The organism is Anatilimnocola aggregata (genome assembly GCF_007747655.1).
GTDB lineage: Bacteria > Planctomycetota > Planctomycetia > Pirellulales > Pirellulaceae > Anatilimnocola > Anatilimnocola aggregata.
Window position 1 is genome coordinate 3039727 of the sequence record NZ_CP036274.1, and the last position, 15604, is coordinate 3055330.

Genomic DNA, 15604 nt, shown 5'->3' on the forward strand with positions numbered 1-15604 from the left:
TCTTACTCCGTTGCCTCGGGAATGCGTTCAACCTTGCTGACCACCTCGCCGCGCAGCAGGCGCGTGGTGAGCGTTTCGCCAATCGATAGTTGCGCAGCGTCGCGCACGACGCTGCCGTCGCTCCGCTGAGTGACGCTGTAGCCGCGCGTCAGAACTTGCAGCGGACTAAGCGATTCCAGTCTGGCTGCCGTAGCAAGCAGCGAATCGCGTTGGCGTTTGACCTTACGGCGAATGGCCTGATCCATATTGCTCGACAGTTCGTCCAACCGCCGGGCGCGTTCGTGAATGCGGTCGAGCGGATGCGTGAGGACGCGGCGGCTAGCCAGCAATTGCAAATGCCGGCGGGCCGAAATGAGCTGCGTCGCCAGCGAAGTCTTCATGCGCCGTGCGACAACATTCAATTGCTCGCGCAGTTCGGTTGCCGAGGGCACGACTCGCTCGGCCGCTTCCGTGGGTGTGAGGGCCCGCACATCAGCGACCAGATCGGCGAGCGTGACATCGATCTCGTGACCGACGGCCGAAACGACCGGTACGCGAGAAGCAAAGATCGCCCGCACGACCGGTTCTTCGTTGAAGCACCACAAATCTTCGATACTGCCACCACCCCGACCAACCACCAGTACGTCAAGCGATGGGCGCAAGCGATTCGCCAGTTGAATGCCACGAACAATCTCGGCGGCGGCACCTTGCCCCTGCACTTTGGCCGGAATCACCAGCAGTTGCACCCCTTTGAAGCGGCGGCGAATCACTTGCACAAAATCGTGAATGGCGGCACCACTGGGACTGGTGACAAAGCCGATCCGCCGCGGAAATCGCGGCAACTGTCGCTTGCGTGCCGGGTTGAAGAGCCCTTCGGCCGCTAGCCGCAATTGCAGTTGGCGAAACGCGAGCTGCAGCGCGCCGATCCCTTGCGGCTCGATCTGTTTGACGACGAGTTGATAGGTGCCGCGGGGTGGATAGACGTCGATATCGCCCCGGCAGATGACTTGCTGCCCTTCTTCCAACTCAAACTTCAAGCGCTGAGCCGATGTGCGCCAGAGGATCGCGCGCACCTGGGCCGAGTCGTCCTTGAGCGTGAAATAAACATGCCCCGAATGAGGCCGCGAGATTTCCGAGATCTCGCCACTGACACTGATCGACGAGAACTCAGCTTGCAGCGTTCCTTGAATGGCGGCGTTCAACTGCGAAACGCTCAGCACCAAGGGCTCGGGCGGAAGTTCGATCTCGATCGGCGCGGGCGCTGCTATTTTTGTCGGCGCTGGTTCTGGCTCGGCACTGGTCGCTGCGGGCACGGAGACGCCGGGCGTTTCGTCGTCGTCTTCGTCCGAAAATAACCAGCGCTTTACCGGCACGATATTACTCCGGCCAATCGCCCGAAAAAACTTCGACTGCAGGCCCTGTTTTGTAGACGCAGCCGTCTTGCTCGTTCCACTCCAGTTCGAGATCGCCGCCGAGCAGGTGGTTCACGATTCGCCGGTCGGTGCGTCCCGAAAGAACACCGGCTACGCAAACAGCGCTCGCCCCTGTACCGCAGGCCAAGGTCTCGCCCGAGCCCCGTTCCCAGGTTCGCTGCCGCACTTCGCCGCGGCTAAGAACTTCGACAAATTCCACATTCACGCGTTTGGGAAAGAGGGGCGAAGTCTCGATGTGTCGGCCAAAACCGAGAACCAGTTCGTCGGTTGCGGCAGGCACGAAGATCACGCAGTGGGGATTTCCCATCGAAACAGCGGTCACTTCAAATTGCCGGCCGTTCGCTTCCAACGTGACGTTCACCGGTGGACTGCCGACGAGCTTGGTAGGAATCTTTTCGGCTTCGAGGATCGGCTTGCCCATGTTCACGCGGACGCGCTCAGCCTTGCCGTTCTTCACTTCCAGGTCGACGGTCAGAATGCCGTTGCCGGTTTGCAAACGGAGTTGCGGCGACTTCTTAATGCCGTGGTCATGCACATATTTGGCTACGCAGCGGAGGCCATTGCCGCACATTTCCGATTCGCTGCCATCGGCGTTGAACATTCGCATCCAGGCATCGGCCCCTTGGTTGCTGGGGCAGATGAGAATTAGCCCGTCGCTGCCGACGCCGAAGTGTCGGTCGGACACCTGCTTGGCCAGTTCTGCAGGATCTCGGGGAAACGGCTCTTGGAAGCAGTTCACGTAGACATAGTCGTTGCCGATTCCCTGCATCTTCGTAAATCGCATGTCCCGCATCTCCGCAGTTGTCTGGTGGGTAGCTCTTTAGTTTATCGCGAGACGCGATTCGGCAGAATGGCGGGGCAGGGTGGAGCGATCTTCAAGTGAGCACTTCAAACCCCAGCCGCAAAAGGGGGGTGTTCAATTAAGGGGTTACTAATTGAACAGGACACTGCGTAATTCTCGGGTTTCCGAGCGTTTGGTGTTCAAATAAGAGGCACGAAGTTGAACGAGTTGGTTGAAAATGATATCGGGGTTTGAGCGGCGTTGGGGATCGCGCTCCTCTATACTGACGACCTTATCTGGCGGGCCAAGAGGCGGATGAAACGAAAACGAGGGGACGATGTCTGGCTTCCTGAAGTATGTGATTTTGGCGGGGCTGACGTTGCCGATTGCTGGCTCGGTGTTCGCCCAGCAACCGGAGCAGCCCAAAGCGAAACCAGCTGAAACGAAGCCGGCACCGGCGGTCGCCCAGGAAGGGAAGCGGCCGGCTAATCGCCTGGCGAAAGAAACGAGTCCGTATCTGCTGCTGCATGCGCACAACCCGGTCGATTGGTACCCGTGGGGCGAGGAGGCACTGACGAAGGCGAAAAAAGAAGGGAAGCTGATCTTTCTCTCGGTGGGCTATTCGAGTTGCCACTGGTGCCACGTTATGGAGCGAGAATCGTTTCTCGACGACGAGATTGCCCAACTCCTGAACAAGCACTTTGTCTGCATCAAGGTCGATCGCGAGGAGCGACCCGATCTCGATTCGATCTATATGACGGCGCTGCAAACGTACAGTCTGGCCACCACGGGCCGGCGTGGCGGTGGCTGGCCAATGAGCATCTTCCTGACGCCAGAAACGCAGCCCTTTTTTGGCGCAACCTATCTGCCTGCTCGCGACGGTGACCGCGAAGGGATAAGCGGATTCTTGACCGTTCTAAAGCGTGTGATCGAGGCGTGGGAGAAGACCCCGGAGCGGATCAAGCAGGATGCACAGTCGCTTACTGACCTGGTGAAGGCGGAGCTTGAATCGCGGCGGACGATCTCGCTGGCCCCGCTGGAGATCAAGTTGTACGACGCCGTTCAGCCGGCGCTGGCCGAGCAATTCGACGCCAAGTGGGGCGGTTTTGGTTACGACGAAATCACCTGGCAAAGGCCGAAATTCCCCGAGCCGCCGAATCTCATTTATCTGCTCGACCACATTCGGCGGAAGGATGACGCTCGCTCGAAAGAGATGCTCACACTGACCCTCGAGCGGATGATGCGCGGCGGCATTTACGACCACGTGGGGGGCGGCTTTCATCGGTACAGTGTCGACCGGATGTGGCGGATCCCGCACTTCGAAAAAATGCTCTACGACAATGGTCAACTGGCGAGCGTGTATGCCGAGGCGGGCGAGTTGCTCAAGCGGCCCGACTTTTCGCGCGTGGCGGATGAAACCTGCGACTTCGTCCTGCGCGAGATGACTTCGCCCGCAGGGGGCTTTTACGCAGCCCTCGACGCCGAGTCCGAAGGGGAAGAAGGGAAATTCCAGCGCTGGACAAAAGAGGAACTGCAAAAGTCGCTGACGGCTGAAGAATTCGAATTGGTGGGAGCGATGTTCGCCCTGCAGAAGGATCCGAATTTTGAAGAGCACTATTACGTGCTCAATCTGGGGCAGCCGAACAGCGAACTTGCTACTGAGCGAAAGATTAGCGAAGAGGAGTTAAACAAAAACTGGACTGCGATCCGCCAGAAGTTATTGGCCGTGCGTGATAAGCGTGCGAAGCCCCTGACCGACATCAAAATTCTAGCTGCCGACAACGGGCTGATGATTGCCGGGTTGGCGGACACCGGGCGCTTGCTAAAGAAGCCGCGGTACATCGAAGCTGCGAAGCAGGCCGCCGATTTTGCCTTGACCAGGCTCGTCACCAAAGAAGGTCGGCTGCAGCGGAGTTACGCCAGTGGCGAAGCCAAGTTCAACGCCTACTTGAATGACTACGCCTATCTGACTTACGGTCTGCTGGCGCTGCATCGTGCGACCGGCGAAGACCGCTGGCTGCAAGCGGCCAAAGATCTGACGGCGAAGCAAATCGAACTGTTTGCCGATCCGCGGGGGGGCGGTTTCTTCTTCACGTCGAAAGATCACGAAACTCTGCTGGCCCGCGGTAAGGATCCGATTGACGGCGCGAACCCGGCGGGCAATTCGATTGCGGCCGGGAACCTAATCGCCTTGGCCAAATTGACGAACCAGCCCGATTGGCTGATCCTGGCTGAAAAATCGATCCAGTCGGCTGCTGGTCTAATCGAGCAGGCCCCGTCGGCGGCTCCCTGGATGGCGGTGAACATTCCGGCCCTGCTGGCAGCCCGCGCGGAGGCTCCGGCAAAGTGACCTGCCGTCAGCGAAAAACGCTGAGAAGTTTCGCCCCGGTCCCTATTCCGCTCGGCCGGGTGAATGCCTATACTCTTGGATTCCCTGAAAAGCCGCCCCCAGTTGCGGTGCGTGCTCTCTGCAGCAGGCACGCCTGATTTGCTGGCGAATTGAATCGATCCGACGGAAGTCCCTACCATGGCCAAAAGCAAGAAAAAAGCCGAAGTCGTCTTTCTGGTTTGCGAAGAAACGGGCGACATCAACTACATCCTCCGCCGTAAGCCGGGTGGCGAAAAGCTGAAGCTCAAAAAGTATTCTTCGCGCCTGCGCAAGCACACGCTGCACATCGAAAAGAAGAAGTAAGCCGGCTCTTGCCGCCGACCTTCAGCTGGCCTAGGCTTGGCTGGATTGTCAGTTGCCCGGCTGCCTGCCGGGCATGCTTCAGGGATTTATTTTCAGTACGGAAGCTGTCATGCGCAAGCGCTGGCGAATCAGCCCCTTGGATGCGGGAAGAGTCGCCCAGCTTGAACAAGCCGCTGGCGTTCCCAGCATCGTCGCGCAGCTCCTGCTCAGCCGCGGCGTTTACGATCCTGCTACGGCAAGGTCGTTCCTCGAAGCCAAGCTGTCTGGCCTCCGCGAGCCCGACCTGCTGCCGGGTGCCGCCGCAGCTGCGGATCTCATTCACGCCGCCATCCAGGCCAAGCGCAAGATCGTCATTTATGGCGATTACGACGCCGATGGCATGACAGGCTCCAGCCTGCTGCTGACGTGCCTCAAGTTGCTCGGCGCTGATTGTTTGTATTACGTCCCCGATCGTCTGTCGGAAGGCTATGGGCTGAATCACGAAGCGCTCAAGACGCTCGCCGAGCGGGGCGCGAACATGGTCGTCTCGGTCGACTGCGGGATTACTAGCGTCGAGGAAGCCGAAACTGCTCGAAAGCTCGGCATCGAACTGATTATTACCGATCACCATGAACTGGCCGACAGTTTGCCGAATGCGGCGGCTGTCGTGCATCCAAGGTTGCCGGGAACGAACTATCCCTTTGGCGGCCTGTGCGGGGCAGGGGTGGCACTCAAGTTGGCCTGGGCTATTTGTCAGCGGGCCAGCGGAGCCAAGCGAGTTTCCGAAAATCTGCGCAACTTCCTGCTCTCCGCGGTTGGCCTGGCTGCCATTGGAACGGTGGCAGATATGGTTCCGCTCATCGACGAGAATCGCATCCTCGTCCGGCACGGACTCACCAGTTTGAAGTTTCAGCCTTCGATTGGTCTCCAGGCGCTGATGCAGGTCTGCAAGTTGACCGATAAAACCGCGCTCTCAAGCGAAGACATCGCCTTTGCGATTGCCCCGCGATTGAACGCGGCGGGCCGCTTTGGGCAGGCGAAGTTGGCCGTCGAACTGCTGACCACCGACAATCCCACCCGAGCGCAGCAACTGGCCGAATACATTCACGAACTGAACAACAGCCGCGAAAGCATCGAGCGGAGTATTCAACTGGCTGCTGCCAAGCAGGTGAAGGATGAGTTCGACCCGGAAAACGACGGCGCGCTGGTGCTCGCAGGCAAGGGCTGGCATGCAGGAGTGATCGGTCTGGTTGCTGGTCGGTTGGCCGAGAAATATCAAGTTCCGGTGGTTCTCATCGCGCTCGATACCACGGGCTCTCAGCATGGTGTTGGCTCTGCGCGGTCGCCAGGACGGCTGAACTTGCATCAGGCTCTAAATGCCTGTAGCGAGCACTTGCTCGGGCACGGTGGACACGCAGCGGCCGCTGGTCTGCGGATCGAAGAGGCGAATATTGCTGCATTCCGCAACGCTTTTCTCGACTACGCCGCGGCAGAAGCTGGCGCGGTGGGAGCACAAGGGAGTGAATTGCGGATTGATGGAGAAGGCCCCTTTTGCCAACTGACGGCGGAAGTTGTCCGTCAGATCGAATCGCTCGCGCCGTTCGGCATGGGTAACCCGCGCCCCGTTTTGTGCGCGAGTGGGGTAACACTGATGGAACCACCGAAACGAATCGGCGGTGGCGAACGTCACCTATCGCTCAAGCTTTCGCACCTGCGAACGCCGATGCGGTGCGTGGCGTTTGGCTTCGGCGATGATGCCGAAGCAATCACAGCAGCCAATGGCCCGCTGGACGTTGCCTATAAGCCTGTGATTAATGAGTTCCGTGGTATGGCGAAAGTAGAGATTCAACTCGTCGACTGGCGAGTTTCGGAACTATCGAAGCCCGCGACTGCAGCCAGTTCGATTGCTGCAGTGTAATTGGCAAGGCAAAGCACAGGCGCGTTACTTCGCCGGTGCTTCAGCCGCCGGTTTCTCGGCCTTCTTTTCGTTGGGATTATCTTCCGCCTTCTTCAGTCGGGGCACGAGCACCACGCGAACAGCTGTCCCCTTGGCGGGAATGTTCTCGGTGAAGGCATGAAACAACAGCCCTCCGTTGGCCTGCGTGCTTTCGACTGGCAGATCAAGCGTGGCAGTTGGGAAGTTGGAAACGCAGATGAAGTCGCCGCCGTTGGCCTGATAATGCAGGCGATTATTCTCCGGGTCTTTGTAAAAACCGCTCCCCGCAAAGACCCAATCGTAAGCCATCGCCTTGCCAGTCTTGGCGTGCTTAATGAGTTCCTGGGCTCGCACTTCCTTGGCGGTACCATCGGGTTCTTTCCACATCACATAGATGTCGACGATTTCGCCCGTGGCCGATTTGTATTCCGGATCGAACTTGACTGTCGTCCCTTGCTTGGCACCCAGGGCCAATAGCCCGGCATGCACTTCTTCGGGCAGGCAATTGAGGGCGACGATCGATTCATGCTCTTTTGTTCCCTTGGGGCAGGCGAACATTTCCAACTGACCTTCGCGCAGGCAGATTTTGCCATCAACGACAATGGCCTTGCGCTTGGTATCGAGCCAGACGTCGTGTTTTTTCGACAGCTTGACCATGCCGTCGGGAGTCTTTTCGATGGCTGGCAATTCCGGCTTGGTTTCAGTCGGTTTTTCGGTTTCTTGCCCAATGCTGGGCAAGGACCACAATGCGGTACCGAAGGTGACGCCAGCAGCCAGGAGGATGATCGCGAAGGGGAATTTGGCCGGCCAACTGCCAGTGCGAACTAGTTTCACGAGAGGAACTCCGAGAAAAGGCTGAAGGATCGAAACACAAATCGACGCTGGCGTCGTCGATGCTAAGGGACACGTCGGATACTGCTTGTAACTTGCAGGATAGCAGTGCCGGATAGGCAATGGCCATGCGAGTTGCTAAAACAGCCTCGCCTGCATGGGCAAACGAATTATACACCTACGGCGTGCGCTCTGAGAATGGACGATTCAACCTATCGGGATGTGGCCGGTCGTTCGTCGTCCGATTTCGCTCCCACATCGCGGGCCAGCGAGCGGGCGGAAGCCACCCGCCCAGCACCGCGAGCACCGAAACCAATGCGGCGAATCGACGAAACCGCATGGGTTGCCGCCTGCCGCGAGGCTGCACCATTTTCACCTCTAGCGCGCCTGGTTGGCGGCAAGACTTCGCCGTTGCTATGGGGAATTCCCACGGGATTACTAGCCGGGCAAGAAAAGCTGCCACAGGCCGTCCGTACACAGCGAGTCAAGAGCGACCTGCTGGCGGATAGGAACACGATCCTGGCTCAGATGGGATCGGACCTGGCGGACTTCACTACGGCACTGAATAAGTTGGCACTCGGCTATCTGCTGCCAGCCATTGCGAAAGTCGATAAGAGCGATTTGACTGCTCGTCTGTTGACTGCCTTGCTCGCAGTCACTGAAGCTGCGCCGGGGAATGAATCGGCAGACGCAGCCTTGAATCAGTTGATACTCGGTTGCGAATTGCCACTGGTCCTGGCTCTCATCTCGCCCGATGCCAAGTTGGCTGCTGCTTTACGCAAGAGCGCGCTCAGTGTGGAAGCAAAACTGGCAGTTGCCTGGTTCGATCCATTCGCATTGCCAAAAGCAAACGTGCGAGAACTGCTCCGCCCTTGGCTCGCGTCGCTTGTTCGATCGCACGAACTGCTCCGCAGCACCGAAACACAATTTTCCGAGGCGGCCCGCGAACGACTCGAGCGGATGGCCCGTCACGCGCTCAGACTTTCGCGCCCCGATGGCAGTTTCGTCCTGCTACAGGCTGCGGGCCTGGCCTGCGATCGAGAGTTTCTCACTGCTGCCGTCTTGGCCACCAAATCCACGCCGCCGATTGCGGAACTCGCCTTCGGCAAGCATAAAACTGAGCCCAAGCCTGTGAAGGGGATGCCCGCTGCGCCGCTCTATTCGCCGCAAGCATCGCTGGCCGTGCTTCGTAACCGCTGGGCCGCGCCGCAATTGCAAGTAACGGCGGATTTCGCACGCGAGCAAGTTTGGCTTGATCTATCGAGTGGCAACCAGTCTCTGCTGCATGGCGAGTGGTCAGCAAAGGTGCAGATTGATGGCCGCGCTGCGAATCCCATTGGCCCTTGGACGGAAGTTTGTTGGCATACCGACAAAGACTGCGACTACCTTGAAATTGAACAAAAACTGAGTGGTGGGTGGTTGATGCAGCGGCACTTGTTGCTCGTGCGGCAAGACGAATGCCTGCTCATGGCCGATAGCCTGTTGAACGAACAGAACAAACTCACACCTGCGAATGCGCTCGATACTTCGGTACCGCCGCCGCGGCTTGAGTATTCGTGTAGCGTTCCCTTGGCCAAGCCGGTTTCGTTCGTGCCGCAACAAGAGTCGCGCGAAGGTCATCTGGTCTGCAATAAAAAGCCACTTGCGCTCGTCATGCCGCTGGCAATGCCCGAATGGCGTGCGCAGCCGATGGCCGGAGACTTGACCAGCCACGACAATTGCCTGCGACACTCCTTGCGGACCAATGCACGCAACCTGTTCGCCCCGCTGTGGCTCGATTTAAGCCCCACGCGATTTAAAAATCCGGCGACCTGGCGACAACTCACCATCGGCGAGTCGCTCCTTGTGCAGCCACGCGATGTCGCCGTCGGCTATCGCGTGCAAGTCAATTTCACGCAGTGGCTGCTGTATCGCTCGCTGGCCTGGCGTGGCAATCGCACCGTGCTCGGCAAGAATTTTGCAACCGATTTCGTCTGTTGCCGTTTTCTCCCGAACGGCGAGACGCAAGACATCTTAGAAGTTCAATAGCGGAATCCAATCATGCGCAAGAACACCGTCAAAGAAAAACTCCGTCGCGGCGAAGTAAGTTACGGCACCTGGTTGTCGCTTGGCGATTTGTACGCGACCCGCGTCCTCGCCCGCATGGGCTTCGATTGGCTCACGCTCGATATCGAGCACTCGGCCGTCGACTGGTCGCAAGCTGCGATGATCTTCGCCGCCGTGGCCGATGCCGGCTGCGTGCCGTTGGCGCGCGTTCCCGAAGGGAATCATCACCTGATCAAACGCGTGCTCGATGCCGGCGCGTGGGGCATTGTGGTGCCAATGGTCGATACGGTTGAACAAGCCAAACTGGCGATTGCCGCCGCTTACTATCCGCCCGTTGGCAACCGCAGCGTCGGTGGCGGCATGCACTCGATGAACTTCGGAGCGACCGCCGGCGACTATTATGCCCAGGCCAACGACAACATCCTGGTGGTGCTGCAAACCGAAAGTCCGCAGGGTGTGAAGAATGCCGAAGCGATTTACAGCTTGCCTGGCGTCGATGCCATTTTCATCGGCCCCAACGATCTGCGCTTTCAGATGCGCGCGCCCGACGGCACCTTCCCCACGGCTGAAGAGCACGAGGCGGCGATTCAGGAGGTGATTCGCGTCGGCAAGAAGACCAAGTGCGCCACCGGCATTCACGCCATGGATCCCGACTCCGCCCTGCAACGGGCTCAGCAAGGAATGCAGTTCCTCGCCGTCGGCAGCGACCTCCGCATGATGACCCTCAAGGCCGAAGAGACCATCACCAAGTTGCATCCGAATCAGGGCAAGAAGGATCTGGCGCGGTATTAATCGTAGGCGAGTCGTTCCCTGACTCGCATCTTTCTCCGTCATGGATTGACTGAGTTACGAAACATCAGGCGATAATATCCTTCAGCACGTGTCCCTTCACGTCGGTGAGTCGCATATCGCGACCGGCGAAGCGGAAGGTGACCCGGGTGTGATCCATGCCGAGCAAGTGGAACATCGTCGCATGCAGGTCGTGGATCTCGCAGACGTTTTCGACTGCTTTGTAGCCGTACTCATCGGTCGCACCGTACGTGGTGCCACCCTTGATGCCGCCGCCAGCCATCCACAGGCTGAAGCCGAACGGATTGTGGTCGCGACCGTTCTTGCCTTGAGCGAATGGTGTGCGGCCGAACTCGCCGGACCAGACGACAAGCGTGCTTTCGAGCAGTCCACGCTGGGCGAGATCGGTTAATAACGCCGCGATGGGCTGATCGACGCACCGGCTGTTGTCTTCGTGCCCCTTAACCAGGTTGGCATGCTGATCCCAGCGATCGTGACCGAGACCCGGGCAGGTGAGTTCGATGAACCGCACCCCTTTTTCGACCAGCCGGCGCGCGAGCAGGCATTGCCGACCGAAAGTTTGGGTCGGTGCATATTTGGCATCGAGCCCGTACATGCTTTGGGTTGCAACAGTCTCGTCCTTCAGGTCCATCAACTCCGGCACAACGGTTTGCATGCGATAAGCAAGTTCGTAGTTGGCGATGGCCGACTCTAGCGCGTCGGCACGACCTTCGCGGGCCAGCAGTTGCTCATCGAGTCGCTTCAGCAGTGCGAGCTTGTTCTTTTGCAAGGTGTCGGTTGCTTCGAGACGTTGGATGTTCGAAACCGGCGGCTGCTGGGCGGCGAAGATCGAACCCTGATAGGTGGCCGGTAAGAAGCCGCTATTAAAGTTATCGAGGCCGCCAGGAGGAATTAGCCCGCCGTTAATGACGACGAAGCCGGGCAGATCGCGGCACTCGCTGCCGAGGCCATAGTTGAACCAGGCACCCATGCTCGGCCGGCCTTGCACGCCCGTACCGGTGTGCAGAAAGTAGTTGGCCGACGTGTGCTCGGGAAACTCGCTCGTCATTGAGTGAATGACTGCAAGCTTATCGGCATGTTGGCCCACATTCGGAAACAAATCGCTGACGGGCAGGCCCGACTCGCCGTAATTGTTGAACTTCCAGGGGCTGCCGAGTGTGGCCCCGTTGTTGTTGAACTGCGTCGGCTCCATCTTCAAGCCGAACGGCTGGCCGTCTTCGGCCGTCAAACGTGGCTTGGGGTCGAACGTATCAACCTGGCTTGGTCCGCCATCCATGTACAGATAAATGACGCTCTTTGCCTTGCCTGCAAAGTGCGTCTGCCGCGGCGCAAAGGGCCCCAGGTCTTTGGCAGCCTCGGCAGCTAGCGCGCTGGGCAACTCGCCGCCGGCTAAAAGCGCCGACATGGCAAACGCGCCGAACCCCGCTGCCGACTGCTGCAGGAAGTCGCGCCGGGAATGACAGGTGGAACGAACGCGTTGACAAGGATACATGGAAGCGATCTTTGAAGGAGTTGTTTGGTGTTGCTTTGATCTAGTTCCCTCTCCCCGGAGTACCGAGGAGAGGGAGTAGGGATAATGCTGGAGGACTTCACCGGATAAACACAAACTCTTTACTATTCATGAGCACATGGCACAGGTCGGCCCAAATTCGTTCGTCGGTACTAAGCGAGTCAGCAGCTACACCGTATTCGGTTCCTTGGGTCTTGAGAAACTCATTCGCTGCGGCAATTTCATCGCTAGTCGCCGGTCGGCTGAAGGCCTCCTCATACAACCGCTCGATGCGAGTAGCGGGCGCAATGTCTTTGGTGATCAACGATCGTTTGGCCCAGAGCTTGGCTTGTTCTGAGACCAACGGGTCGTTCATGAGAATGAGTGCCTGCGCAGGAACATTGCTGACGTTGCGTTTGCCAATAGTGCTGGCCGGATTCGGAACATCGAATGCGAGCATCATTGACGAGAGAAAGTTCCGGCGAATGCCCAGGTAAATGCTGCGACGACCGTCGCCATCGAGCGGGCCGCTGCCAGGGCGGCCACGACCTTGCATGAACGCCGTGAGATGGACAGGGACGCTCGGCCCGAATTGTTTTGAGTCGAGACGACCCGACAAATGGAGGATCGAATCGCGAATCACTTCGCCTTCCAGCCGACGAAGCTGGGCTTTGTGAAAGAGGAGATTCTGCGGATCGCGTTGTTCTCCGATTGCCAGTTGCGAGCGGTCCAGCGCCGAACCTCCGCTGGCCATTTGATAGACATTGCTGAGCATCAACCGACGAATGGCTCGCTTCACCGACCAGCCATCGGCAATGAACTCGAGCGCCAAATGATCGAGCAGTTCGGGGTGAGTCGGGGCTTGTCCGAGCACGCCGAAGTTATCGACGCTCGGCACAATGCCGCGCCCGAAGAGGTGATGCCAGATCCGATTGACCATCACGCGCGACGGAAAAGGATTCCGCGGATTCGTCAGCTTTTCTGCGAGTTTCAATCGTCCACTGCCGGTTGGTTCCGGCGTGGCTGCAGTCGTGCTCAGCGTGCTTGTGGGAACAGTCTTGCCAGCGGCGAGATCGGCTTCGATGGCTTCCAGCAAGCGGCGTTGCACGAGCGGGCCGGTCGTTTTCTGGCTGCTGTTGCCGCGGATTAGCAAGTGCTCATCGACGCTGCTGCCGTCCCACATCGCCAAGGCAACCTGCGATTTGAGCGGGCCAGCGGCGACCAGCTTTTGCTTCGCGGCTTGATACTCGGCCTGGAGTTGCTTGGAAGACGTTTTGCCGAGCAATTCCGCCTCAGCCGATTGCCCGCCAGTGGTCGGTTCGGACCAGAGTGCAGGCTGTGCGACTAGCAGATTCAAGAGCTGAGCCTGAATCGCAACATCGAGTTGTGGGTCAACGTGCGCAGCCAACAACGACTTGCTGGATGAGACAAAACGCTGCTCGTACGCAGCAGCGAGGCTGCTCAAGTCCTTCGATTCATTGGCTGTGAGCAACTTGGCAAACTGCGAGACACGATTCAAAGGGTAGGGCAGGGGAGGGGCTGTTGCACCTTGAGCCACAGCGAGCACTTGCAAGTCTTCTTCCCCCTTAGGAGTGAACTCCAGGTGCGCGTTGTGACCGATGTAGCCCTTCAGATCCTGCGTAATCCAGCGCGGCGCGGTCTCGCCGTTGCCGCCCGTTTCCTTGATGAGTTGCCCGTGCAAGGGGCCGTTGAGCATCGCGTGTGAATCGACAGCTGCGTAAACGTGTCCGGCTCCTTTCACGAGATAATGCACGGGGCCGTCTTTCAGCACGAAGGTCTTCGTACGAATGGTGCGGCCAGCACGCGGATAGGCAAGTTTCCCGGCTTCGGCTTCGCCATCAATTACCAGCTTGTTCCAAATGGCATCGCGCTGCGCTGCACCGTATTGGGCTACGCTTAGCTTGCCATCGCCAAGCAACAGAGTGCCGGTGGTGACGGGAGCCAAACCAAACGTGACGCCATTGCTGAACCATTCGTTAGCGGGCAACTTGGAGTAGTCGACAATCCACTCACCTTGATAGGTAGCCGCTTCTGGTGCTTCTTTCAATTTGGCGACTAGCTCGGCGAGTCGCGTGGGCTCGGCAGCTTTGGCATCGTGGGCAATCAGCGCCCAAAAATGCAAAGGATCCGCTGGATTCTTTTGGGCTTCGGCCAATTGCGCAAGCCAGGCCTGCAAACGTATCGCAGAAAGTTGCTGAGACTTGGCAATTGCCGCAGCATCGTTGCCCGACTGAATGGCTTCTCGGGCAGCGAGCAGGTACTTGGCCAGTTCTCCTGCTCCTGCTGCATTTTCTCCGGCAATCGCGGCGGCAATTTTCGGTCGCCAAGTGTTTTCTAAGTCAGCCAGTTCGCGCGCGAGGTGTTCTTCTGCCAATTGCGTTTCGAATCGAACCAGCCGATGTCCACTACTTTGCAGGTAGCCAAACAGGGCGTAATAATCCTTTTGCGAAATGGCATCGAACTTATGATCGTGACAACGGGCACAGGTGACAGTCAAACCGAGAAAGCTCTTGCTGAAGACGTCGACCATGTTATCGAAGCGGTCGGTTTCATCCTTGCGAATGTCGACGGGAGAGTGAATCCATTCGCCGAGAAACCAGAAGCCGGTGCCGAGAATCGACTCGTTGAACTTCTTCTCGGGATTCTGACGAGGCGTGCGCATCAGGTCGCCCGCGATGTGCTCTGTCATGAACTGGTCGTAGGGAACGTCGGCGTTGATTGCGCGAATGACGTAGTCGCGATACTGCCAGGCTCCCGGAATGGTGTAATCGAATTCATGCCCGCGCGATTCGGCGTACCGCATCAGGTCGAGCCAATGGCGTCCCCAGCGTTCGCCGAAATGAGGCGACTGCAATAAGCGGTCGACTACTTTTTCGAGCGCTGTGGGTGAATCATCTTTCAGGAATTGGGCGACTTCTTCCGGTGTGGGAGGGAGGCCGATCAAATCGAAGTAGACGCGGCGGATGAGGGTGCGCTTGTCGGCCGGCGGGGCAGGGGAGAGGCCCGCGGTTTCCAGCTTGGTCAGAATGAAGCGATCGCTGGGCTGCTTGACCCACGCTTCATTCTTTACTGCAGGAAGTGCGGGCTGCTTGAGCGGCTGCCAGCACCAGTGCTCAGCTTTGCGACGGGCGAGATCGAAGTCCTTGGTCAGCCCTTCGCTGGGGTCTTTTTCCGCAGGCCACGGCGCGCCCATTTCGACCCACTTCGTCAGTACGTCGATCTCGTCGGCTGGCAACTTACCCTTGGGCGGCATTTGATAGAGTTCGCCGTAGTTCACGGCATCGATAATCAGGCTCTCTTTTGTTTTGCCTGGAACCACACCGGGACCGGTCTCGCCCCCTTTGAGAAGTGCCGCGAGCGAATCGGCCCGCAGTCCACCTTTGGGCTCTTTGTTCTTACTGCTATGGCATTCGTAACAGCGGTTGATCAGCACGGGCCTGACCTTCTTCTCAAAGAATTCAAGCGCGGCAGGTTCGGGATCGGCGGCTGAGGCCAGGCCCTCAATCGTCAGGCTGAGAAGCAATGCGACCAAGACGAACAACGGTAGCCGGCAAGTGCGCTGCATGCGGAGTGAATCCATGGGCGGGAACGCGGAGGGTAGCGTCAG

10 protein-coding genes are annotated in these 15604 nt (G+C 58.5%); 5 read left to right on the forward strand and 5 right to left on the reverse strand.

What is annotated here, in order from left to right; genetic code table 11:
• Positions 1 to 2: 2 nt before the first annotated feature.
• Together xseA and dapF are read right to left on the reverse strand one after the other, a co-directional pair.
• Positions 3 to 1352, reverse strand: a complete 1350-nt coding sequence (gene xseA, locus ETAA8_RS11525) for an exodeoxyribonuclease VII large subunit (protein ID WP_238397738.1) — start codon at positions 1350 to 1352, stop codon at positions 3 to 5.
• Positions 1353 to 1356: 4 nt separating this feature from the next.
• Positions 1357 to 2196: a diaminopimelate epimerase gene (dapF, locus tag ETAA8_RS11530; protein ID WP_145088162.1), complete on the reverse strand. Its 840-nt coding sequence runs from the start codon at positions 2194 to 2196 to the stop codon at positions 1357 to 1359.
• Between the two features lie 334 nt (positions 2197 to 2530).
• Between dapF and ETAA8_RS11535 the strand changes: the two genes are divergently transcribed.
• The 3 genes from ETAA8_RS11535 (at position 2531) to recJ (ending at position 6782) form a co-directional block, all read left to right on the forward strand.
• Complete coding sequence (locus tag ETAA8_RS11535; protein ID WP_145088163.1) at positions 2531 to 4543, forward strand: thioredoxin domain-containing protein; 2013 nt, start codon at positions 2531 to 2533, stop codon at positions 4541 to 4543.
• A gap of 177 nt (positions 4544 to 4720) precedes the next feature.
• Complete coding sequence (rpmG, locus tag ETAA8_RS11540) at positions 4721 to 4885, forward strand: 50S ribosomal protein L33 (RefSeq protein ID WP_145088164.1); 165 nt, start codon at positions 4721 to 4723, stop codon at positions 4883 to 4885.
• Positions 4886 to 4994: 109 nt separating this feature from the next.
• Positions 4995 to 6782, forward strand: a complete 1788-nt coding sequence (gene recJ / locus ETAA8_RS11545) for a single-stranded-DNA-specific exonuclease RecJ (protein ID WP_145088165.1) — start codon at positions 4995 to 4997, stop codon at positions 6780 to 6782.
• Positions 6783 to 6806: 24 nt separating this feature from the next.
• Here the strand turns inward: recJ and ETAA8_RS11550 are convergent, their stop codons facing one another.
• Entirely contained in the window at positions 6807 to 7634 is an 828-nt protein-coding gene (locus ETAA8_RS11550; protein WP_145088166.1) for a YdjY domain-containing protein, read from the reverse strand.
• Between the two features lie 195 nt (positions 7635 to 7829).
• Between ETAA8_RS11550 and ETAA8_RS11555 the strand changes: the two genes are divergently transcribed.
• Complete coding sequence (locus ETAA8_RS11555; RefSeq protein ID WP_145088167.1) at positions 7830 to 9659, forward strand: hypothetical protein; 1830 nt, start codon at positions 7830 to 7832, stop codon at positions 9657 to 9659.
• A 12-nt stretch (positions 9660 to 9671) separates the two neighbouring features.
• A complete protein-coding gene (locus ETAA8_RS11560) occupies positions 9672 to 10469 on the forward strand; it encodes an HpcH/HpaI aldolase family protein (RefSeq protein WP_145088168.1) in 798 nt (265 codons plus the stop codon).
• Between the two features lie 64 nt (positions 10470 to 10533).
• Here the strand turns inward: ETAA8_RS11560 and ETAA8_RS11565 are convergent, their stop codons facing one another.
• Both ETAA8_RS11565 and ETAA8_RS11570 read right to left on the reverse strand, forming a co-directional pair.
• Positions 10534 to 11979, reverse strand: a complete 1446-nt coding sequence (locus ETAA8_RS11565; protein ID WP_145088169.1) for a DUF1501 domain-containing protein — start codon at positions 11977 to 11979, stop codon at positions 10534 to 10536.
• A gap of 97 nt (positions 11980 to 12076) precedes the next feature.
• Positions 12077 to 15562, reverse strand: a complete 3486-nt coding sequence (locus ETAA8_RS11570) for a PSD1 and planctomycete cytochrome C domain-containing protein (RefSeq protein ID WP_145088170.1) — start codon at positions 15560 to 15562, stop codon at positions 12077 to 12079.
• Positions 15563 to 15604: the final 42 nt, after the last annotated feature.